The 22,754-nt window shown below is 32.8% G+C and carries 19 protein-coding genes; 18 read left to right on the forward strand and 1 reads right to left on the reverse strand.

The features are described 5' to 3' along the window. Nucleotides 1-16 precede the first annotated feature (16 nt). The 18 genes from X928_RS00900 to galT all read left to right on the forward strand — a co-directional run bounded on the left by X928_RS00900 (nucleotide 17) and on the right by galT (nucleotide 21,368). The gene (locus X928_RS00900; protein WP_169926250.1) at nucleotides 17-361 is read left to right on the forward strand and encodes an Asp23/Gls24 family envelope stress response protein; all 345 of its coding nucleotides are present in this window, start codon (nucleotides 17-19) and stop codon (nucleotides 359-361) included. Nucleotides 362-377: 16 nt separating this feature from the next. Continuing rightward, on the forward strand, nucleotides 378-2,045 hold the full coding sequence (locus X928_RS00905) for a DAK2 domain-containing protein (RefSeq protein ID WP_103078085.1): 1,668 nt from the start codon (nucleotides 378-380) through the stop codon (nucleotides 2,043-2,045). Between the two features lie 52 nt (nucleotides 2,046-2,097). Further along, nucleotides 2,098-2,961 carry a glycine--tRNA ligase subunit alpha gene (locus tag X928_RS00910; protein WP_103078086.1) on the forward strand — a complete coding sequence of 288 codons (864 nt, stop codon included), beginning with the start codon at nucleotides 2,098-2,100 and terminating at the stop codon, nucleotides 2,959-2,961. Beyond that, the gene (gene glyS, locus X928_RS00915) at nucleotides 2,951-5,020 is read left to right on the forward strand and encodes a glycine--tRNA ligase subunit beta (protein ID WP_103078087.1); all 2,070 of its coding nucleotides are present in this window, start codon (nucleotides 2,951-2,953) and stop codon (nucleotides 5,018-5,020) included. Before X928_RS00910 ends, glyS begins: the two co-directional genes overlap by 11 nt. A gap of 26 nt (nucleotides 5,021-5,046) precedes the next feature. Next, entirely contained in the window at nucleotides 5,047-6,147 is a 1,101-nt protein-coding gene (locus X928_RS00920) for a TM0106 family RecB-like putative nuclease (RefSeq protein WP_103078088.1), read from the forward strand. Between the two features lie 118 nt (nucleotides 6,148-6,265). After that, on the forward strand, nucleotides 6,266-6,811 hold the full coding sequence (locus tag X928_RS00925) for a chromate transporter (RefSeq protein ID WP_103065556.1): 546 nt from the start codon (nucleotides 6,266-6,268) through the stop codon (nucleotides 6,809-6,811). Continuing rightward, the gene (locus X928_RS00930; protein ID WP_103065557.1) at nucleotides 6,808-7,371 is read left to right on the forward strand and encodes a chromate transporter; all 564 of its coding nucleotides are present in this window, start codon (nucleotides 6,808-6,810) and stop codon (nucleotides 7,369-7,371) included. Before X928_RS00925 ends, X928_RS00930 begins: the two co-directional genes overlap by 4 nt. A gap of 66 nt (nucleotides 7,372-7,437) precedes the next feature. Continuing rightward, nucleotides 7,438-8,136 (forward strand): dTMP kinase, encoded by a 699-nt coding sequence (locus X928_RS00935; protein ID WP_103065558.1) that lies wholly within the window; start codon nucleotides 7,438-7,440, stop codon nucleotides 8,134-8,136. A 1-nt stretch (nucleotide 8,137) separates the two neighbouring features. Next, complete coding sequence (gene cls, locus X928_RS00940; protein ID WP_103078089.1) at nucleotides 8,138-9,598, forward strand: cardiolipin synthase; 1,461 nt, start codon at nucleotides 8,138-8,140, stop codon at nucleotides 9,596-9,598. 307 nt (nucleotides 9,599-9,905) lie between these two features. Continuing rightward, the gene (locus X928_RS00945) at nucleotides 9,906-10,847 is read left to right on the forward strand and encodes an ABC transporter substrate-binding protein (protein WP_103066004.1); all 942 of its coding nucleotides are present in this window, start codon (nucleotides 9,906-9,908) and stop codon (nucleotides 10,845-10,847) included. A 27-nt stretch (nucleotides 10,848-10,874) separates the two neighbouring features. Continuing rightward, nucleotides 10,875-11,864, forward strand: a complete 990-nt coding sequence (locus X928_RS00950) for an ABC transporter permease (RefSeq protein WP_103066005.1) — start codon at nucleotides 10,875-10,877, stop codon at nucleotides 11,862-11,864. Beyond that, nucleotides 11,837-12,565, forward strand: a complete 729-nt coding sequence (locus X928_RS00955; RefSeq protein ID WP_103066006.1) for an ABC transporter ATP-binding protein — start codon at nucleotides 11,837-11,839, stop codon at nucleotides 12,563-12,565. Before X928_RS00950 ends, X928_RS00955 begins: the two co-directional genes overlap by 28 nt. A gap of 134 nt (nucleotides 12,566-12,699) precedes the next feature. Further along, nucleotides 12,700-15,897 (forward strand): UvrD-helicase domain-containing protein, encoded by a 3,198-nt coding sequence (locus X928_RS00960; protein WP_103078090.1) that lies wholly within the window; start codon nucleotides 12,700-12,702, stop codon nucleotides 15,895-15,897. After that, nucleotides 15,884-16,939, forward strand: a complete 1,056-nt coding sequence (gene corA / locus X928_RS00965; protein WP_103078091.1) for a magnesium/cobalt transporter CorA — start codon at nucleotides 15,884-15,886, stop codon at nucleotides 16,937-16,939. The genes X928_RS00960 and corA overlap by 14 nt, the downstream gene beginning before the upstream one ends. 30 nt (nucleotides 16,940-16,969) lie before the next feature. After that, complete coding sequence (locus X928_RS00970) at nucleotides 16,970-18,193, forward strand: M20 family metallo-hydrolase (protein ID WP_103078092.1); 1,224 nt, start codon at nucleotides 16,970-16,972, stop codon at nucleotides 18,191-18,193. Nucleotides 18,194-18,232: 39 nt separating this feature from the next. Then, the gene (locus tag X928_RS00975; protein ID WP_146026609.1) at nucleotides 18,233-18,856 is read left to right on the forward strand and encodes a CBS domain-containing protein; all 624 of its coding nucleotides are present in this window, start codon (nucleotides 18,233-18,235) and stop codon (nucleotides 18,854-18,856) included. Nucleotides 18,857-18,904: 48 nt separating this feature from the next. Further along, nucleotides 18,905-20,356: a glycogen synthase gene (locus tag X928_RS00980; RefSeq protein ID WP_103078094.1), complete on the forward strand. Its 1,452-nt coding sequence runs from the start codon at nucleotides 18,905-18,907 to the stop codon at nucleotides 20,354-20,356. Nucleotide 20,357: 1 nt separating this feature from the next. Beyond that, the gene (galT, locus tag X928_RS00985; RefSeq protein WP_103078095.1) at nucleotides 20,358-21,368 is read left to right on the forward strand and encodes a galactose-1-phosphate uridylyltransferase; all 1,011 of its coding nucleotides are present in this window, start codon (nucleotides 20,358-20,360) and stop codon (nucleotides 21,366-21,368) included. Nucleotides 21,369-21,637: 269 nt separating this feature from the next. On the opposite strand, the gene X928_RS00990 is transcribed toward galT, so the two are convergent. Further along, entirely contained in the window at nucleotides 21,638-22,726 is a 1,089-nt protein-coding gene (locus X928_RS00990; RefSeq protein WP_103078096.1) for a glycerol dehydrogenase, read from the reverse strand. Between the last annotated feature and the right edge of the window lie 28 nt (nucleotides 22,727-22,754).

Here is a 22,754-nt window from a genome sequence, read left to right on the forward strand (position 1 = left end):
TATGGAGGTGAACCTCATGTTAATAGAAACAGAATTTGGTACGGTAGATATCAAAAACGATGTTATAAAAGAATTGGTGTATAAAGCTGTTATCGAATCCTACGGTACGGTTGAAATCTCTGGAAAACAAGGATTTTTTGATAGAATATCAAATTTATGGTCAAGAAGTGAAGATAGAGGGATAAATGTATCGGAAAATGAAGAAAGTATAGTAGTTGATCTTTTCCTTGTTTTTGAATATGGTCTCCCCATAAAAAAAGTCGCTCAAAATATACAAGAGAATGTTCATCATAGAGTTACATCTATGTTAAATTTTGACAATATCAAAGTAAATGTGAGCATATCTGGCCTGAAATATTGAGAGAAGGTGTTGTTTAATGCTCAAGTTTTTGTATGCAAAAGACCTATATCTGGCTTTAAAAAAAGGTACGGAAGAATTAGCTAAAAACAAAGATGAAATTAACGCCCTGAATGTTTTTCCTGTCCCAGATGGGGACACAGGTAATAATATGTTAGCAGGTATGCTCGAGGCTTGTAAAAGTATGGATGAAGTTGAAGATAAAAACGATATGAAATCTATGATGGAAAGTTTAAGAAGAGGACTTTTGTTAGGAGCAAGGGGAAACTCAGGTGTTATTTTGTCACAAATATTTCGCGGAATAACAGAAATTCTTGAAAAGAAGAAAAGAATTAACACCCAAGATTTCATAAAGGCGCTTCAAAATGCAAAAGATAGGGCTTATAACGCGGTTATGAAACCGGTTGAAGGTACAATGCTGACTTTAATACGAAGATTGTCAGAAAAGATGAAAGAAACTATGTCCGAGGAAAAAGATTTTTTAGTTTTTTTTGATGCGATGGTAAAGAATTCATTTGAAATAGTAGAGGAAACCCCCAAATATTTGAAAAAATTACGCGATTCGAATGTTGTGGATGCTGGAGCAAAAGGACTTGCTTACGTCATAAAAGGGATGAACGATGCACTTCACGGTGATTTAGAAGTAGAACTAGAGGAATTAGAATCCGCCACACCTGAGCACATAACAGAAATAGCCTATGAAGAACTTACATACCAGTATTGCACAGAAGCAATAGTAAAATTCCACAAACAACCCATACAAAAAAAGACCTTAGAAGAAATAAGAAGTTTTTTGGAAAGTATGGGAGATTCCATTGTTTTAGTTAATCAGGATGACATATTAAAAACACACGTACACACCAATCATCCAGGACTTGTCTTTGAAAAGTTTTTAGAACATGGCGAATTGATCAAAACAAAGATAGACAACATGAAAGCTCAACATGAACACATTATAACAAAACAAAAAGAGGGCAAAACAGCCGATATAGAGCAAGCCAAAGTGGCCGTTAACAATAATTTGAACAATAAAAATTGGGGTGTGATTGCAGTCTCTCCAGGAAAAGGAATTTCGGAAATCTTTAAAAGTTTGGGAGTGGATCAAGTTATTTTTGGAGGTCAAACTACCAATCCTAGTGTAAAAGATATCTCAAATGCAATTAATAAAGTTCCACAAGAAAAGGTGATCGTACTCCCCAATAATCCAAATATAATTATGGCTGCTGAAAAGGCTATAGATTTAACAGATAAAGAAGTATTGATATTACCTACAAAACATGTTCAAGAGGGTATAAGTGCCTTGCTTGGTTTCGATGACAATATGGCCAAAGAAGAACTAAAAGAATCCATGATGGGATACGTTAAATCTATCGTTCCGATTGAAGTTACTTATGCGGTCAGGGATTCCACCATTAAGGGTGAAAAGATAAAAAAAGGCGAGTATCTAATATTTCTTGGAAAAGAGTTAAAAGCCCATGGAAAGAACGTTTATAAAGAAACGGAAAAAGTTTTAGAGGAACTAATAAAAAAAGGCTATGAAATCATTACTATAATTTACGGTGAAGGTGCCAAAAAAGAAAAGATCGATCAACTAGTAAAAAATCTGACCCAAAAATACGCCAATATAGAGATAGAAATTCACAACGGTGGACAGAGACATTATCCACTGCTTATTTCTGTTGAGTGAAATCTGACAAATAATAATCAATTAATTCTGCTGGAAGAATGGAGGATTTGATTTGTACATTCAAGATGTGATTATGAACTTAGAAAAATTTTGGTCCGATTTTGGATGTGTTATAGACCAACCTTACGATATAGAAATGGGGGCAGGGACATACAGTCCTGCCACTTTTTTTAGATCTTTTGGGGCAAATGAATGGAGAGTTGCCTATGCTCAACCTTGTAGAAGACCAACAGACGGTAGATACGGCGAAAATCCGAATAGAATGCAACGATTTTATCAATACCAGGTAGTTATCAAACCTTCACCCAAAGACATTCAAGATCTATATATTAGGTCTTTGGAATCTTTAGGGATATCCCCTAAGGAACATGACATAAGGTTTGTAGAAGATAATTGGGAATCTCCTACTTTAGGTGCGTGGGGAGTTGGATGGGAAGTATGGTTAGATGGTATGGAGATTACTCAGTTCACGTACTTTCAACAGATGGGGGGCATCCCATTAACTTATATTCCCGTTGAGCTTACTTATGGAATTGAGAGAATAGCTATGTATTTACAGAATATCGACAACGTTTATGAAACCAAATGGAATAAAAATGTAAAGTACAAAGACATATATAAAGAAAACGAAAGGCAATTTTCTTACTATAATTTTGAAGAAGCTGATATAGACATGCTTAAAACACTTTACAATATGTATAAAAAAGAATTTCAAAGGCTAATTGCAAAGCAATTATATTTACCTGCATACGACTATTTAGCAAAATCAGCACATGTATTCAACTTATTGGACGCAAGAAATGCCATTGGAGTTAACGAAAGGCATCAATACATATTGGATATAAGGAACATGGCAAAAAGCTGTGCAAAACTATATATCGACAGTTCAAATGCGGAGGTAATTGATGTTGAATAGGGCAATTTTTGAAATAGGTGTTGAAGATTTACCCCCATCAGAATTTGATAATATCCGAGCTCAATTAGAAGAAGGATTAAAAAAATCATTTGAAAAAAATGATTTAAATTTTTTATCCATGAATATCTTCATTTCCCCTCGTAGGTTTGGAGCTTACATCGTGGGCCTTCCAGATAAACAGCCCGATAAAAAAGAAAAAAGAAAAGGTCCTCCAAAAAAGATTTGCTTTGATGGAAATAACCAACCCACGAAAGCACTCGAAGGTTTTGCTAAAAGCCAAGGTGTCCAGGTAAAAGATGTAAAATTTGAAAACAATGACGGCGCAGAATACGCATATATAGAGTCTGTTAAAGCGGGAGAACCCACAAAAATTATTTTACAAAATATCATTCCAGAATTGATAACCAACATGAATTTTGCCAAAAGTATGAGGTGGGGAAAAGGTAATTACACCTTTGTAAGACCGGTACATTGGGTCTTAGGTTTGTACAACAGAGAGATTTTAGAATTTGAAATATTCGATGAAAAATCCTCCAACAAAAGTTATGGCCATCGTTTTTTTGGTGAAGAGATATTGATTACAAATCCTCAAAGTTTCTTTAGTGAATTAAAAAAGAACTATGTAATCCCTCTATATGAAGAAAGAATAGAAGTAATAGAGAGAGAAATTCATGAGTTAGAAGATGAATATAATATCAAGATTTCTTTGGAAGAGCACGAGGATTTAATTCGAGAAATTGCCAAAATGACAGAATTTCCCAAAGGGGTAGTTGGAAGTTTTGATGAAAAATATCTTTTTCTACCCCCAGAAATTATTATTGTCACTGTAAGACACCATCAAAGAAGTTTTGTGGCGATGAAAGATGGAAAGGTAATCAATAAATACATAGCTTTCCAAGACGGCTTTGGCAGGAAAGGCAACGTTACAAATGGCTATACTAGAGTAATAAACGCAAGATTAGACGATGCGGCTTTTTACTATGAAGATGACTTAAAAGCGGATATACAGAAGAGGCTTGAAGATTTAAAGAGTATTACTTATCAAGTAGAATTAGGTAATTACAGAGAAAAATGTGAGCGAATATCAACACTCAGTTCAAAAATTGCCGAAAAACTGGGTTTTGAAAATTTAGATGTAGTTAAAAGAGCCGGGTTGTTATGTAAAATTGACATTCCTTCCAAAGTTGTATATGAATTTCCTGAATTGCAAGGAATTATGGCGAGAATCTATTTGAAACATAAAGAAGAAAATGAAGATGTTTTCTTAACGGCCCAAGAACACTACAAGCCTCTTTCGGAAAATGATGAAATATCTCAAAATTTAGTCGCTAACCTCGTCTCCTTAGCTGATAAAATAGATGACCTCGTTGGATACTTCGGTATTGGAAAGATCCCTTCAGGATCAAAAGATCCTTTTGGATTGAGAAGAAAAGCTTTTGGAATCTTAAGAATCTTAATATCGTTGGATTGGGACCTGAATCTTAAAGAACTTATCGATTTATCAGAAAAGACCTTCGTTGAAAGTGGAAAATCTAATATCTCAATAAAATCTGTAGAAAATGAGTTAATAAATTTCTTATCCAACCGTTTAGAAACCATTTTAGAAAGAGAAAAAATATCCAAAGAGGCTATAAATTCGGTTTTAATAAATATATATAAACCTTTAAGAGCTTACTTGGCTGCAAAATCTTTGGACAAGTTTATAAAAAAAGAAGAATTTCGAGATTTTATTATTGCGTTTCAAAGGGTAAACAACATTTCGAAAAATCATAAATCCCAAGAATATAATGGAAGACTATTCATAGAAGAAGAAGAAAAAACATTATTTCAAAAATATTTAGAAGTCAAATCCCATTTTGAAAACTGTTTGAAAAAATTAGATTACGACGGGGCAATTGAAAGCTTAATCTCTTTAAAAGAAAATATTGACAGATATTTTGATAACATCTTTGTTATGTCTGAAGACGAATCTATAAGAAGCAATAGACTAGGTTTTTTAAAATCTTTATCTGCTCTGTTTTATGAAATTGGAGACGTGGAAAAATTATACAAGGGCTAAATTTTAAGATAAGGCGTGTTTGAACAATGGATTTACTTTACTATGAAAATTTTAAAAGTTGTAGTTATTTTGTTCCTACCTATAAAAGGCAAGGCTCCTACTTTGATATTAACCTAAATGGTTTGAACGTTGAAGCTAATTTTGAAAGTATTAACAACGGTGTAGTGAAAATCGTTAGAATGGGGAACAATTTTAAAAAGTCTTATTGGTTACATATATATACCGTATATAGATATTTCAAAGATAAGGGTGAACCTATAAAAAGAATAGTTTTGGAAACATCCAATGGAAGTTACGAAATAAATGTTTCAGATATTCTTTTAAGAGAAAAATGGATAAAGAAAGAACTTAACAAACTTAAATCAACGAAAAAAGTCCATGGGTCACACTGCAAGTTTTGCAAAATTAAAAACCAATGTCATTTGGAATTTTTAAGGGAAGGAGATTATTCTGTAGTCCCAAATTTAAGTAAACCTATGATTGAGGATTTAAAAAACATGAATTTGGATCCCTTGACAGTTATAAAAACCAATCAAATAGAAAAATTAGACAAAAGATTCAAAAAGCCTTTATACAATCTAAAGTCTCTAATTGAAAACCAAGTTTACGTGATTGATAAGCACTCTCTTCCAGAAGATTATATAGTCTTTGACGTAGAAACTTACTTAAACAAAGACTTTTTGTTTGGATTTTTAGAGAATGAAACTTATATCCCTTTCTTTTTAGGAAAAAACGCATACAAAAACGCTGTAAAAATGGTAGATTTTCTGTATGAAAGAGACAAAGTGCTATTGCACTACGATAAAAACGATCTTACAGCCTTAAAAAAACTTTCATCTAAATATCCTATATTGAGAGATAAATTAAATAAAATCTCCTCAAGAACTTGTGATCTATACGAAATAATAAGAAAAAATTATAGCTTACCTGTTGTCTCTTATTCATTAAAAGACATCAGCAAATACTTTGGTTTTGATTGGAAAACAGAGTTAAATGGTTTTGCTGTTATACCCGAATACAAAAGCTATTTGAATGGCAATAAAAATGCTTTGAAAAATATTTTTAAATACAACGAAGATGATTGTCGAGCCACAAAATTAGTATTAGAAAGTCTTAAGACCATTTAATCCGTTCATAAACTCTCTAAATAAGACCTATGTATAGTCTGTTCGATACTATACATAAGTCTTTTTTAATGTTAATAAAAACTATTCAAAAATTATATAGAAGGAGCTAAGGGTATCTATGAAAGATTTATGGAATTTGTTTATAACTTTTGCTCGAATCGGGAGTCTAACTTTTGGTGGTGGCTACGCAATGTTACCAATGATTCAAGAAGAAGTTGTTAAAAAACACAATTGGGCAACTGATGAGGAAGTAATTGACTATTATGCCATTGGGCAGAGTACACCCGGAATAATCGCTATAAATACAGCTACTTTCATAGGTTACAAATTAAAAGGAATCCTTGGAGGAATATTTGCAACCTTAGGGATGGTCTTCCCTTCTATCGTAATAATAACCATTATTGCCATATTTTTCGAACAATTTCAAAATTTGCAAATAGTACAAAATGCTTTCGGTGGCATTAGGGTAGTTGTAGTTGCACTCATGTTGAACGCTATAATAAATATGTGGAAAAAGTCTATCAAAGATTACATAGGTATAATTATATTTTCAGTTGCTTTTATTGTTGTTGCCTTCCTAAAACTATCTCCAGTTGTAGTTGTGATAACTTCTTTCATAGTCGGATTGATTATACAACAAAATAAAGATGATGATAGAAAGTGAATTACATTATACTTTTTTTTGAATTCTTTAAAATAGGACTTTTTTCTGTAGGTGGAGGTTTAGCAACTATACCTTTTCTTCAAGATCTAGCTCGTAAGTATGATTGGTTAACCCTTAATGACTTAGCTGATTATATAGCTATATCCGAATCTACGCCGGGACCTATTGGAATAAACACAGCAACATTTGTGGGTTACAACTCGGGAGGTATTTTTGGTGGTATAATAGCTGTGCTGGGGATAGTGACACCTTCAATAATTATTATTACTACAATTGCCCATTACTTTCAAAGGTTCAATGAAAAACCATTTATACAAAGTGGATTTTATGCTTTAAGACCGGCAGTGGTTGGGCTGATAGGTGCCGCAACGTATGAAGTAGCAAAAGTTTCCTTATTTTATCTTGAGAGGCTTACAGAAACTCAAACTTTGGTTTCTGTGTTCAATTTTAAGGCTATAATATTGTTTCTAATCATCATTTATTTAATGAAACGATTTAAAAAGCATCCTGTAGTTTATTTGGCTTTAGGAGCGGCTGTTGGAATCATTTTTAAGTTTTAACTTATTAACTTAGTTAATCAGTAAAATAAGCACAGACACCTGTGCTTAAACGGTAGGAGGATATTTATGAAAAAAGGAATGCTTATTGTAATAGAATCTGGAACGGACGCAAGTGGCAAAGCCACACAAGCAGAAATATTGTCACAAAGATTAAAAGATGAAAAAATCAAGGCATTTAAAGTTGAATTTCCAAATTACAAAAGCGACTCTTCCGCTTTGATAAAAATGTATTTAAAAGGGGAATTTGGGGAAAATCCTGAAGCAATAAATCCATATGCTGCTTCCACTTTTTTTGCTGTGGACCGATTCGCAACTTACCAAAAAGAATTAAAACCTTTTTATGAATCTGGAGGAGTTTTAATATCTGATAGGTATACAACTTCCAACATGATATATCAATCTTCAAAATTTGAAAATCAAAGTGAAAAAGATGAATTTTTGGAATGGCTTTGGGATTTGGAATTCAACAAATTTAATTTGCCAAAACCTGATTACGTAATATTTTTAGATATTCCTCCCAAAATAAGTATAGAATTGCTGAAAAAAAGAAAGGAAAAAATAATAGCCCTAACAGGAAAAGATATCCATGAAAAAAATATTGAATATATAAATAAGACATACGCAAATGCGAAATACATCGCCCAGAAGTACAATTGGACAATAATAAACTGTTTAAAAGAAAACGAAGAATTAAAATCAATCGAAGAAATTCACGAAGAGATCTACTCTATATGGAAAAACATAAGAGATTTGGGAGAAATATAAAATGGCTTTTGCTATAATTTTCAAATTTGGATTTTGGACTTTTTTTGTATTAATATATGCAGTTGTTGCTACGACTGTTATCATCTTGGAAAGAAAAAGACCAGAAAAAACCATAAGTTGGCTTTTAATATTTGCCGTAATCCCACTTATAGGCTTTGTAATCTACCTTTTTTTTGGAAGAAACTGGAAAAGAAGAAAACTTACCAGTGATATTTACTTGAATTCAAACACTACTTTATCGCAAGAAGAAAAAGAATGGCTAAAGAAGGTACTTGGGGAAAATGATATTCAATATTTACAACTAATTAATCTTTTAAAAAGGAACTCTAAGTCACCTTTATTTTTGGGAAACGACATAGAAATTTTTAAAAATGGGAAAGAAAAATTCTCTTCTTTCTTTAAAGAAATTGAAAACGCAAAAGAATCTATCAATTTAGAATACTATATTGTAAAAGACGATGAAACAGGAAAAAAACTTAAAGACCTCCTGATAAAAAAGGCTAAAGAGGGCGTAGAAATCAAATTCATTATGGATAAAATAGGTTCAGGTCGTCTAAAGAAAAGTTATATAAAGCAATTAAAAAATGCAGGAGTTGAAATTGCTTTTTATAGCTATTTTTTATCGCCTTTACTTAAATTTGTAAATACTCAGGTAAATTACAGAAATCACAGAAAAATAGCGATAATTGACTCTAAAATCGGATTTATCGGAGGGATAAACATTGGAAATGAATACATTGGTAAAAGTAGTTTGGGATATTGGAGAGACCTCCACTTAAAAGTTAGAGGAGAGGCTGTAAACGGACTTCAAAAAATTTTCTTTGAAGACTATCAAACAATTGTAAAGGCAGAGAGAAAAAAAGAAAAAATAGATCCTAGTAAATACTTTAAAAAACAAGAGAGAAAAGGGAACTCTTTAATACAAATAGCGGTGAGCGGCCCAGAGTCAGAAAATTCATCCATAATGCAAACGATCCATAAGATGATTACTATTGCTAAAGACCATATATACATAGCTACCCCGTACTTCATCCCAAATGATAGTATTCTTTCGGCTTTGAAAATAGCTGCTCTTTCAGGTATTAAAGTAAAAATCTTATTTCCGGGAAAGATGGATCATTTTTTAGTATATTTTGCTTCAAGAACATATTTGGAAGAAATTATAAAATATGGTGTTGAAGTCTATTTTTACAGAAAAGATCGATTCATACACTCTAAATTTGTATCCATAGATGGTTTAATATCAACCGTAGGGACCGCAAATATAGATATTCGAAGCTTTGAACTGAATTACGAAGCAAATCTCTTAATATACGATAGGGAAAAAACTCAACAAATAGAAGATATTTTTCTTGAGGATTTAAAAATTAGTTCTCACATTTCTCAAGATTACTTCAATAATCAACCTTTCCTTATCAAATTTACCGAAGCATTCAGCAAAATTTTCTCTAATCTCTTGTGAAAATTAAAATTTTTACTTGACAATTCTTATTGATTGATGTATAATTTGGAAAATTAAATTTCAATTAAGCGAGGGTTACTATGAAAAAAATTTCATTACACTTTTTAACAAATCCTCTCAATGATGTAAAATCAAAAAATAATCAATATTTCTACTTTTGGTATTGGAAAGACACCCAACTTGGTGCCTTCCATTACCTATTAGCTAGCAAGTAGGTATAAGAAGAAACAAGTGGGTGTCTACGAAAAGTAGACACCTTTTTTTTAATAAATACGGAGAAAACAAAATCTCCAGGAGGTGTGAGGGTATGAAAAAAGTATTAACAACTTTGGTAATCGTTTCTCTATTCACATTTGCTTTCGGTGTAAAGATTGGCATCACACAAATTGTGGAACACCCTGCTTTAAACAAGATTTATCAGGGAATAGTTGATTACCTTGAAGAGTCAGGTGTAGATTTTGAATATGAGCATCAAAGTGCTCAAAATAGTTTTCAAAATGCGATAACTATAGCTAACAAATTCAAAACAGATGTAGATATAATAGTTGCAATAGCAACCCCTTCCGCTCAAGCAGCGGCAACTGAAATAAAAGATAAGCCGGTGGTATTCAGTGCCGTTACGGATCCAATCAGTGCGGGTTTGATCCCCAAATTTGGTAAAAATCCAGGAAATGTTGTTGGAATAAGTGACATGGTTCCTGTGGAAACTCATGTAAACCTCATGAGAACAATATTTCCAGATGCCAAAAACTTAGCGATACTTTACAATACCGGAGAAGCTAACTCAGTTTTTTTAGCGGATCAAACTAAGAAATTTGCGCTCCAATTGGGATTCAATGTAATTGAAATCACGGGAACGAACGCCAATGAACTTGTAACTTCCTTAAACGCTCAAGCAAACAGGATAGATGTTGCCTATCTATACACAGATAATTTGGTTGCTTCATCTGCTGAAATCTTAGGCCAGGTATTCGAAAAAAACAAGATACCGGTAGTTGCAGGAGATATTGATATAGCAAAGAAAACATCAGTTTTAGGTTTTGGCTTTGATTATTATCAAGTAGGAATAGAGACAGGAAAAATTGTTCTTGATCTCATAAACGGCAAAAAAACTTACGAAATTGAGTCAAGGATAGTAAGTGCAGACGCACTAACGTTTTATATAAATTTAGACAGAGCTCAGGCCCTCGATGTAAACATACCTCAACAATTTTTAGATATTGCAGATGAAATAGTAGATGCACAATGATCTTGAAAGAATTTTAGGAGGAAAATTATGGATTTAGTAGGTATATTAGAGCAAGGATTAATTGCCTCCCTTGTGGCAATGGGTGTGTTTATAAGTTTCAGAGTCATCGACCTTCCGGATTTAACACCTGATGGATCGTATGTATTGGGAGGAGCGGTAACCGTTGCGTTTATGTACGCAGGCCTGCCTTGGATACTGTGTATGATTCTAGGTGGTTTAATGGCCGGTTTTTTTGGAATAATAACCGCACTAATACATAACAAATTAAAAGTCAATTCTTTGTTAGCTAGCATATTGGTTATGACCATGCTTTATTCGATAAACATAAGGGTCATGAATGGACCGAACGTTTCTGTTCCAAAAGAAATAACAGCCCAGCAAGAAGCACAATACACAGAAAAAACGAAGTTAGATGACATTTTAGGCATGAGTAGCTTAAATGAAAGTCAAAGTAATTTACCAATAAACGATACCAAAAAAACCTTATCTCCATTCAGAGAAAACTCTGGATATAATTCTACCATCCTAATAGCTTCGATAGTATTTGTATCTGCTCTTCTAACAATAATCTTTTTGAGAACGGAGTTAGGAATTGCGCTCAGGGGATACGGGGGTAACAAGGCAGGAATCAAAAACCTGGGTATGAACCCCGAAATTATGAGTATAATCGGATTATTTTTAGGAAATTTCTTCGCGGGGCTTTCGGGATCCTTGTTCTCTATGTACGGTGGATTTTCAGATGTAAATATGGGGCAAGGCATAGTTGTAACTTCTTTAGCCGCGGTTATTTTGGGGGAGATCATATTTGGCAGGTTTAATTCGTTCTATAACATGTTATGCCCCATAATTGGAGCTGTTGTCTATCAATTTTTACTGGCATTAGCTATGAGATATGGTTACATAATCGGCTTCCAATCAAGCGATATGAAACTAATAACTGCGTTGTTCATAATAATAGTAATAGGATTAAGGAGGGTAGAATTTAAAAAATGGTTGAGCTTAAAAACATCAGAGTAGTATACAATAAAAATCAAGTTAATGAAAAAAAAGCCTTGGACAAATTTGAACTAAGCGTTAAAAAGGGAGAATTCGTCACTATCATAGGTCCCAACGGTGCGGGAAAAACAACGCTTCTTAAAGTTTTAACCGGAGAGGTAGTGTTAGATGAAGGCAGTTTCACGCTAAATAACAAAAGCATAAAAAGAACCAAGCCCTACAAACTCTTTAGAAATGTCGGTATAGTGTATCAAGAACCTGATAGAGGTGTATTCCCTGATTTAACTCTTGAAGAAAATTTGATCTTGGGATCCAAAAAAGGCAACAGATTCTTTTCATTTGGAAAATATCAAGGATTAGAATTGTTGAAGTCTTTAAACATGGGATTAGAAAATAGGCTTAAAACAAAAGTCAAAGAATTTTCCGGGGGACAAAAACAGGCTCTCGCCATGGTACTTGCATCTATAACGAAGCCTGATCTTCTGCTATTAGACGAACATACTGCAGCTCTTGATCCCAAAAATGTCGAAAAGGTGATGGAACTAACAATGAAGATAAATAAAGAGCTTGGACTAACCATCATAATGATCACGCACAATATGAAAATAGTAGAAAAATATTCAAGTAGGATAGTGGAAATCAAAGACGGAAAAGTTACAAAAGATTTTGTCTACGAAAAAATACACAACAAAGAAGAATTTAAAAAAATTACAGCTAATTAAAAAATAAAAATAATTATAACTTATCTTCTAGACGCTCTATCCAGCAGGGCGTCTTTACTTTTTTAATCAATAATATAATTATGGTATAATATTTAAAACAGATTGTTTCAAAATTTGAAAGGACAAGATACTAAATGACTGTAAAAAAAGTTGATGTTTACAAAGAGATAGATGATCCAAACAGGAATTTCTTCATCTCGGCATCAGCGGGAACGGGCAAAACTTATATTCTTACACAATATTTTATAAAAGTATTAGAAAAGAATTTCCCAAATGCTGACATAGTTGATAATATTCTTACGGTGACCTTCACAAATAAAGCCGCCTCTGAAATGAAGAATAGGATTATGGAAGAGGTTTCAAACAAACTGGTTAAAAAACCTCCATATGGCATCAGCAAATTAGAATGGTACCAATATTGGAACGAAGTAAAAATTAATTTATCCCGCTCATGGATTAAAACTATAGACAGCTTTTGCTCAAGGATAATAAGAGAAAACAACATTTCCATGGGGGTAGACCCAAATTTTAGTATAATAAGCGATTTTCAAAGAGATCGAGAAGTTGAAAGATCGGTTTATTCTGCTCTAAGAGTCGCCTTAGAAATATATCAAGATAAAGAAATAGATTGGCTCAACTTCTTATCCACAAAAAGAAAGGAAAAAATAGAAAAGTATGTTGAAACTTTGAACAGAGAAAAAACAAAATTTAAAGAATCCTTTAAAAATATACTTTCTGAAATAGGATTGGACAAGTTTGAAAAAATAATTCAAGATATTGTTTCCAACTGGCGTATTGAAATGTCAAGAGTTTTATTAACTAATGATTTGGAATTAGCAGATAAAGAACTCACTGAACTTTACAAAAACTTCTTATGGCTTGTCAAAATTATTTCTCTTATCGCTAGTGAATTCTATTTGGGATTAACCATCGATAATTTTTTATACGATTTCAAAGCGGTTTTAGAAAAGGTTGTAGAAGAGTTCGAAAATAACCCCGATCTTCTTAAAAAGTACCAAAATAAATTTAAATATATCATAGTTGACGAATTTCAAGATACTAATTATCTTCAAAAAGAAATCTTTGACAAACTCCATACCACAGATAATTACTTTTTTTATGTTGGAGATAGAAAACAATCCATCTATCGTTTCAGAGGAGCGGATGTGTCTGTATTTTCTCGTTCTTTAACAGAAGCTCAAAACTCCGATGAAGAAGTTCTTTTAGGAAAATTAACTAAAAACAGAAGATCCCATCAACAAATCATAAATTTCGCGAATCGTCTTTCTGAATTCTCTTTATTTAAAAGAGATAATTTACAGATGCCAGATATCGATCCCAACCTTTTAGAAAATCTCTCTTTCCAAGAAGAAGATATATCAGAACCCGAAATCCCTCCCCAAGAGACCGAAACGATTCCCACGTTGAGTGAAGATGATACTAAAAGAGTTAAATACATAATAATTGAACCCACGGATGACAACGGATTAAACAACCAAGAAAATCGCCTTGCCATTGAAATAGAGACGTTGGCAAAAGTTATAAAAAAGTTGTTAGGACAAGAAATGGATTTCAAAGTAAGAAAAAATAATAAAGTATATTATGAAAGAAGAAAAATAGAACCAAAAGATATCGCTGTCCTTTCAAAAGAATTAAAAAATACAGAGAAAATACTTAGAACAACCTTTTTTAAATACAATATACCCTTTTATATATTCGGCAGCAAATCTTTTTACAACAGACCAGAAATTCAAGCTATTTTCGCTGCTCTCAACTCAATTCAAAATCCTCTCAACGACTACCAGTTTGTAAGGTATATGATGTCACTTCTAGTAGGTATGAGCTTTCAAGATCTTTCCAAATTAGTAGAAAAAAGGCAAGGAAGTTTCTTTGAAACCTTTGAAAATATGCAAAGCGAATTCCCTGAAGATGTAGTGGAAAGTTATAAAGTGCTTAAAAAGTACAAAGATCTCAAATACTATTTAACTCCTTCTTCTATACTGAAAGGTATAGTAAACGACAACAATTACTTCTCAAAACTTGCTTTAACAAATGATCCTGAAGTTTCAATATCAAATATAAAAAAACTTATAAACCAAGCCGAAGAATACAACAATATAGCAAATTCTTTTTCTGAATTGGTCAGATTTTTGAAAAATGCCTCTAATATCTCTGAAGAAGAGGCTTCTATTGAAGATGAAACATCTAACAGTGTGAAAGTAATGACCATTCATAAATCTAAAGGTTTGGAATTTCCTATTGTATTAATGATTGGTTTACACAACTCTATTTCAAGGACAAAAAATGGTTCTAATGCAGAATTTTCGATCCCAGATGCGGAAGGAAATAGATATTACATCTTGAACAATGTATATAAAGAGAGCGTAGAAAACAGTGATCATTGGCTTCTCAAATGGTTTAAAAACAACGAATTTTTGGATAAAACCGAAGCCAATAGATTAGTATATGTGGGAGTAACAAGAGCGAAAGACTTGCTGATACCCATCTTAGTGTCCAACGAGAAAGCCGATACATTAAATAATTTCTTCCTAACAGTAAAAAAATCAAATATAATAGATATAATTCAATCTGATGATATTCAGCAGCCGAAAGAAAAATCCACTGAATTGCTAAACAAAGATGAAGAAAATTCTTTGTTTAAAGATATACCTCAACAGAATCTTAAAGACTTAACCAATCTCTCGTATAAAAAATATATAGCCCCAACTTACATAATCAGAGAAATAAAAACTGACGAATTGGATTTAATAGAAGATCTCAATGGAACCGTTCTTTCTCCTTCAACTTATTTTGATCCAAAAAACATCTTTTCAGACCAAGAGCTTATCTTCAAAGGATCTTTTTTACACTCTAAACTAAGAAGTGCTCAAAATATAAGTCACATAAAAAATATGATAAAAAGCGGAGAGTTACCACAGGGTTTTGATGAATTAGATATAGTGAAAAAAGCCTTCACGCCCTCTGAGAATAAAATAATAAAAAATGAATGGAGACTCATGAAAAAATTGAATTTAGGAAAAAAAGAATATATGTTATTTGGGATTCCTGATAAAGTCATCATAGAAAATGGCGATATTGAGATTTTGGATTACAAATACTCAGAATTAAAAGATCCAAAAAAAATCAACGATTATAAATTTCAAATGCTTTTCTATCTTTACCTATTATCTGATTTTGGCAATCCGAAAAGAGGACACATAATAAGTATCAAAACATTACAAGATCCCATAACTTTTGAATACGATCCACAGTTTGAAGAGCGACTGATTTCACAACTTTTGAAAGAGGAAGATAATTATGAATTCAGGTAAACAAAAAAATTTAAGTAAAGTTGGAAAACCTCCAGGCGAGCTTATTTACACAGGAAAATTAGAGCCATCTAACGCAATTATCAACGTTTTTTCCTATGATCAACACTCTTATAACCTAAATGAAAATGTCGATCTTGACCTTATAAAAACCCTAGATAAAAACAAAATTCACTGGATCGATTTTGAAAACGTCTCTGATTCAAATAAATTAAAAGCCATTGGGGAAATCTTCGACATCCACAAGTTAACATTAGAGGATATAATTAATGTCAATCAAAGAACTAAGATTGAGTTTTATGATTCTTATACATTTTTAGTTATAAAAATAATCTCCGATTCAAACGAAAAGCTTGAATTTAGACAACTCAGTATAATCATAAAAGAAAACATAGTGATTAGTTTCTCAGAAGAAAAGAATTTTGCAACAAATTTGTTAAAAACTCAGCTCAATACAAACGCAGGAGATATCAGGAACAAAGATGTAGGATACTTAACTTTCTCTTTAATAGATATCGTGGTTGACAGTTACTTCTCAAAGCTAAATAACTATATTTCACACACGGAAGAAATAGATGAAAAAATTACTGAAGAAATAGAAGAAGAGCTTTTTATAAAAATCAAAAAAATTAAGCAAGAAATATTAAGGTTCCGAAGATTTGTATCCCCTTTAAAAGACATACTCTTTCAACTGCAAAGAAAAGAAAAAGGGTTTGTGAATGAGAGTAATCAGCTATATTTTATTGACCTTTACGACCATACCCTAAGGATAAACGAATCTATCGATTTATTGAGGGAGAATTTAAATAATTTAACAGAGATTTACTTGTCGATAGTAAGCAACCGTTTAAACGGGATAATGAGAATTCTAACTATAATATCAACTATTTTTATTCCTCTTTCTTTCATAACAGGAATATACGGTATGAATTTTGAGAATATGCCAGAACTGCATTGGAAATTTGGATATTTCCTAATCTTAGGAATCATGGCAACTATAGCTGTGATTATGATAATTATATTCAAAAAGAAAAAATGGTTTTGAATTACAAATACCTATAAGGGGGCTAATTAAATGAAGGAAAGTATAATTAAAAAAGTAGAAGAATTAAAAGAAGAAATTATTGAAAGTTCAAAAAAGTTCATATCAATTGACTCTGTCAACCCACGTGCGGGAGGACCTGGAGAAAAAGAAGTTGCAGAATGGCTGGAATCTTTGATCAGAAGTTGGAATTTCGATGAAATTAAAAGATACGACGCTCCAGACGATGCTGTTGAATATGGATACAGGCCAAACATAGTTGCAACCTATAAAGGTCAAAATCCACAACGAACCATTTGGTTTGTAACTCACATGGACAAGGTACCTGCTGGTGATATCAAATTATGGGAAACAGATCCTTTTCAATCGGTAGTAAAAGATGGAAAGATTTTTGGAAGGGGAAGCGAAGACAACGGGGCTTCTTTAATATCAACATTATATGCCGTGAAAAGCATTATGGATTTAAAAATGAGACCAAAAAACAACATTGCTTTAGCTTTGGTTTCAGATGAAGAAACGGGTTCAGAATTTGGAATAAAATACTTATTAAAACAAGGAATATTTAAAGAAGGGGATTGGTTCTACGTACCAGATGCCGGAGAATCTGATGGAAGCTTCATCGAAGTTGCAGAAAAATCGATTATGTGGTTAAAAATAACGACTATTGGAAAACAAGGCCATGCATCTATGCCCAATATTTCCATTAACGCCCATAGAGCTGGTATGGATTTCGCAATTGCAGCCGATAAATATTTCCACGAAACTTATAACCTACAAGACGACCTCTTTAATTATCCTTACTCTTCTTTTGAACCAACAAAGAAAGTATCAAATGTTGAAAACATAAACACCATTCCCGGCACTGATATCATATATTTCGATGGAAGGATTCTTCCAAATTATGACGTTGAACAAATAATAAACAATCTTAAGAATCTATCTAAAGAATATGAGAAGAAATGGAATGTCAAAATAATAATTGAAGGGGAACATATTGAAAAATCAACAAAACCCACCCCAAAAGAACACCCCTGTGTAGAAATATTGAAAGAAAGTGTAATGAATCTTAGAAATATAGAAGTTAAAGTTGGTGGAATAGGTGGAGGTACCTGTGCAGCGATAGTCCGTGGCGCTGGTTTCCCTGCTGCTGTTTGGTCAACGATTGATGGAACCGCACATCAACCTAACGAATACGTGAAAATTGATAATTTAATTAAAGATACTCAAGTTTTTGCATACCTTATGAGTAATTTATAATTCTTATTTTTATCCTTACAGATTATATTGGGGGGTTGTATGATGTATGTAAAATTATGGCAAAATGATACTTTTCAAACAATTGAATACACAGAAAACTTACAAAAAGCCTTTGATAAAATAAGCAGTGAAGAGGAAAATCTGGTCGTTTTAAGACGAGATGGAACTTTGTACAACCTCATCACTTTCAACGATATAGCTACATTTTCTTCTTATGATTTAGATACAAAATTAATAGAAATATTAGATCCTACCGATTCTTTTTTATTTGATACTGATTTGCTAGAAGATGCGCTAGTTTTGATGTTAGAAAACAGAGCTAGAGTTTTACCCGTTGTTAACAATGAAATGCATCCCGTAGGAGTCTTTGGACTTTTTGAAGTATTAAAAGCCTTTAAAACTATCTCTGCTATGGATGAAACAGGAACACGGGCTTTAATAAAGATAAACGACGTTCCTGGTGAATTAAATAAAGTCTTGAGCGTATTTGCGAGCAGAAAAATCAACCTTCTTTCTCTAACGACCGCCAAAATAAGTGACGAAAAAAGAATGATCAGTCTCAAATTAGGCATTAAAAATATCGACCTCATTTCTGATATATTAGACGAGGAAAATATAGAGTATGAAGGCATATACGAAGAAAATGGAGACAAAGACAGGTAAAAAATAAGGACCAATTGCGAACAGAATTAATCACTAGGAGGCGATATTATGAAAATAGCTTACGTATCCTACGAAGTCTCTCCATTTGCTAAAGCAGGAGGCTTGGCAGACGTAGCTGGAGCCTTACCAAAATATATTAAAAATGCAGGAGAAGATATATACGTTGTGATGCCTTTTCATAAAAACATAGAAAATAATTTTGATATTTCTAAATTTCAGCTTGTAAAAACAGGTTTAATACCCGATTCTCATACACATAAGTCCCATTTTAGTGTTTATAAAAGTTATTTAGAAGGTTCCTCTGTAGCAATTTATTTTATTAAAACGAACACCCTCTACGATTCAAAAAACATATATGATGAGGAAAATATCTTTTTGAAAACTTCGTATTTTTGTGACTCTGTTTTAAAAACTATAAAAGAATGTGAACCAGACACAAACGTTATCAACGTAAATGACTGGCATACTTCTCTTATACCTGTATATCTAAAAACCAATTATTTTCAAGACAATATTTTAAAAAAGATAGCCACAATATTAACTATTCACAACATAGGTTATCAAGGGCTTTTTAACCCTGAAGTACTAAATCAGGCTGGATTACCTAATTACCTCTTCAATATAAACGCCTTGGAATATTATGGAAAAGTAAATATATTGAAAGGTGGAATTTTGTTCAGTAATATAATAAATACAGTAAGTCCCACTTATGCAAAAGAAATACAGAGCGAAGAATACGGATATGGACTTGAAGGTATATTGAAGGTTCGATCTGAAGATTTGTTTGGTGTATTAAACGGCATTGACTACAGCATTTATGATCCTATAAAAGATCCTCACATTTTTTATCCCATTGAATCATACAAAGACAAATTAAAAAATAAAACAAGTTTGCAGGAATACTTAGGGCTCGTTAAGGATGAAAATATAACGCTAATCTCTTTTATTGGTAGGCTCTTTGAGCAAAAAGGAATCGATTTAATTTCAAAAATAATAGACCTTTTGTTACTCACTGATATTCAATTTGTGCTATTAGGAACAGGAGATAAAAAATACGAAGAATATTTTGCTACTTTGACAAAGATTTATCCTAAAAAAGTTTCCATCAACATAACCTTCGATGTAGATCTAGCCCAAAAAATATACGCTGGATCTGATATATTTTTAATGCCCTCTAAGTACGAACCATGCGGATTAGGCCAAATGTACTCGATGAGATACGGCACCGTTCCTGTTGTAAGATACACAGGGGGATTGAAGGATACGGTTTCGGAATACAACCCAAAAGATAAGAAAGGAACAGGATTCGGATTTTATGAATACCAAGAAGCGAATTTATTATACACTTTAATGAAAGCCGTATACTTTCACCAAAAAAAGAAAGATGACTGGACAAATATTTTTGAAAACTGTATGAAAGAAGACTTTTCTTACGAAAAAACCGCGAAGAAATACATCGAATTATACAAAATCGCCCTTGACAAAAAACGAGGTTATTAAAATGATGGAATTAAGAAAAGATCCTATAATAAAAAGATGGGTTATAATATCTTCCGAAAGGTCGAAAAGACCCATGGATTTCAAAAAACAACAGCAAAAAACAGAAAACTCCTTCTGCCCTTTCGATTATGGAAATGAATACAGTACGCCGGAAGAAATAATAGCCTTTAGAGACGCTAACTCTACTCCAAACTCCCCAGGATGGTGGGTTCGTGTTGTTCCAAATAAATTTCCAGCACTCGACTCTGAAAACAAATTGAAAAAACAGGGTGTCGGGATATATGACCAAATGTCTGGCTATGGATACCATGAAGTCATTATAGAAACACCACAACACAACGCAAAATTAGCCGATATGCCAATGGATCAAATAAAAGAAATAATATGGGCTTACCTAAAAAGATTTCAAACAATAAGAAAAGACGAAAACATAAAATACGTTCAAATATTCAAAAACAAGGGAGAAGAAGCTGGCGCTTCCCTTTTACATCCACACTCACAACTCATCGCTACTCCTATCGTTCCTATTACGATTAAATCCGAAATAGAAGGCTCCAAATCTTATTATGACTTTCGAGAAAGATGTGTTTATTGTGACATAATAAACCAAGAGTTAAAGGACAAACAAAGGGTCGTTTTCAAAACAGATGAGTTCATTGTTATAGAACCTTACGCCTCCAGATTTCCATACGAAACATGGATACTTCCACTCAAACATTCACATGACTTTGGGTCCCTAGAAAACAATCCGGCATCAGTTGAAGATTTAGCAAAAACCCTTTCGATTATAACCAAAAGGTTTGATAAAAAACTCGACGATCCACCATTTAATTTATTCATACACACTTCACCGTTTATAGACGGGCTGGAACTATATTATCACTGGCATATAGAAATATTACCTAGATTAACTAATGTTGCTGGTTTTGAATGGGGCACAGGATTTCATATAAACCATGTTTCTCCCGAACAAGCCTGCAGTGACCTTATAGAAGAAAAAGACATTCTTTAAAAACGAGGAGAATCAACTATCCAACAGCTTGTGGAGACACTTATTAAATTTATTCCAATATGAAACATTCATACGTATGCAAAGGTAGCTAGGATAAAAACAAATAAAATGGTAAAAAACGTAGAAATTCCTTATTGCCTTAATAAATTTAGTTTAACTTCGGCTTAATTACCCACAGTTTTTGTGTTAGAACCTTATATTTTTTAAATAAAAAAGTCCCTTCATGAATTTACAATTCAAGAAGGGGTTTTAATTCTAAATTAGGTTAATCATTTATTAAAATTTTTTGAAAGGGCATCAACTGCTAAGATTGCATCTTTAACCATTTCTGCATCTACAGCAAATGGCATATTGTGGATTGTCTCATCTTTAGAGCAGCTTGCTTCTGCTACTTTAAGAATTTTATTATCAGTAACCTCAGTTATTCCCAGGTCAGCAAGGGTAGTCGGTAAACCAACTTCTTGGCAAAAATTCATAACCTTTTCTATTTCGGCTGGATCTCTACCTTCTAATACCATCTGGACTAAAGTAGAATAAGCTACCTTTTCACCGTGAGTTTTAGCATGTGTTTCTTCTAAAACCGTGAAACCATTATGGATTGCATGAGCTGCAGCTAAGCCACCACTTTCAAAACCAAGTCCACTTAATAAAGTATTAGCTTCGATAATTTTTTCTAATGCTTCAGTTACTACACCAGCCTCAGCTGCTTTTTTAGCACTAACTCCATATTTTAATAATGTATTATAACAAAGCTCAGCTAAATAAAGAGCTGTCATTGTTGGTGTTCCACCTGACATCGCCGTTTTTCTAGTTACAGCTGAAGCAGTAGCTTCAAAATAAGTTGCCAGCGCATCGCCCATTCCAGAAACTAAAAATCTAACTGGTGCTTTTGCTACAATTTCAGTATCAACAATCACTATATCCGGGTTTTTAGGTAAGAATAGATATTCCTCAAACACTCCATCTTCTGTGTAAATTACAGATAATGCACTGCAAGGAGCATCTGTGGCTGCAATAGTTGGTACAATAACTACTGGGAGTTGAGAATAATAAGCTACAGCTTTAGAAGTATCTAACGTCTTACCCCCACCCATTCCAATTATTATATCTGCATCTTCTGCAGCAGCTTTTTTCTTAAATCTTTCTATCTCTACTTTTGAACATTCCCCTTTAAAAAATTCAATCTCATAATCAAAATTCTTCAGACCTGTTTCCAAATCAGCTAAAAATAATTCTTTAACTATAGGATCAGCTATTATTAAAGCTTTTTCTCCAAGATTTTTAATATAGTCTCCAATTTGCTTAATCACTTTTTTGCCCTGAACATATTTTCCTGGCGATGTTAAAACTTTTGTCATTAAAAACACCCCTTTATGATAATTTTTT

This window comes from Petrotoga miotherma DSM 10691 (assembly GCF_002895605.1).
Lineage (GTDB): Bacteria > Thermotogota > Thermotogae > Petrotogales > Petrotogaceae > Petrotoga > Petrotoga miotherma.

What these genes read in the sequence shown, in the direction of transcription:
- glyS (WP_103078087.1), top strand. Translation starts at nt 2,951, where the DNA reads ATGTTGAATAGGGCAATTTTTGAAATAGGTGTTGAAGATTTACCCCCA.
- galT (WP_103078095.1), top strand. Translation starts at nt 20,358, where the DNA reads ATGATGGAATTAAGAAAAGATCCTATAATAAAAAGATGGGTTATAATA.
- X928_RS00955 (WP_103066006.1), top strand. Translation starts at nt 11,837, where the DNA reads ATGGTTGAGCTTAAAAACATCAGAGTAGTATACAATAAAAATCAAGTT.
- corA (WP_103078091.1), top strand. Translation starts at nt 15,884, where the DNA reads ATGAATTCAGGTAAACAAAAAAATTTAAGTAAAGTTGGAAAACCTCCA.
- X928_RS00975 (WP_146026609.1), top strand. Translation starts at nt 18,233, where the DNA reads ATGATGTATGTAAAATTATGGCAAAATGATACTTTTCAAACAATTGAA.
- X928_RS00990 (WP_103078096.1), bottom strand. Translation starts at nt 22,726, where the DNA reads ATGACAAAAGTTTTAACATCGCCAGGAAAATATGTTCAGGGCAAAAAA.
- X928_RS00900 (WP_169926250.1), top strand. Translation starts at nt 17, where the DNA reads ATGTTAATAGAAACAGAATTTGGTACGGTAGATATCAAAAACGATGTT.
- X928_RS00945 (WP_103066004.1), top strand. Translation starts at nt 9,906, where the DNA reads ATGAAAAAAGTATTAACAACTTTGGTAATCGTTTCTCTATTCACATTT.
- X928_RS00905 (WP_103078085.1), top strand. Translation starts at nt 378, where the DNA reads ATGCTCAAGTTTTTGTATGCAAAAGACCTATATCTGGCTTTAAAAAAA.
- X928_RS00980 (WP_103078094.1), top strand. Translation starts at nt 18,905, where the DNA reads ATGAAAATAGCTTACGTATCCTACGAAGTCTCTCCATTTGCTAAAGCA.
- X928_RS00970 (WP_103078092.1), top strand. Translation starts at nt 16,970, where the DNA reads ATGAAGGAAAGTATAATTAAAAAAGTAGAAGAATTAAAAGAAGAAATT.
- X928_RS00935 (WP_103065558.1), top strand. Translation starts at nt 7,438, where the DNA reads ATGAAAAAAGGAATGCTTATTGTAATAGAATCTGGAACGGACGCAAGT.
- X928_RS00960 (WP_103078090.1), top strand. Translation starts at nt 12,700, where the DNA reads ATGACTGTAAAAAAAGTTGATGTTTACAAAGAGATAGATGATCCAAAC.
- X928_RS00950 (WP_103066005.1), top strand. Translation starts at nt 10,875, where the DNA reads ATGGATTTAGTAGGTATATTAGAGCAAGGATTAATTGCCTCCCTTGTG.
- X928_RS00925 (WP_103065556.1), top strand. Translation starts at nt 6,266, where the DNA reads ATGAAAGATTTATGGAATTTGTTTATAACTTTTGCTCGAATCGGGAGT.
- cls (WP_103078089.1), top strand. Translation starts at nt 8,138, where the DNA reads ATGGCTTTTGCTATAATTTTCAAATTTGGATTTTGGACTTTTTTTGTA.
- X928_RS00920 (WP_103078088.1), top strand. Translation starts at nt 5,047, where the DNA reads ATGGATTTACTTTACTATGAAAATTTTAAAAGTTGTAGTTATTTTGTT.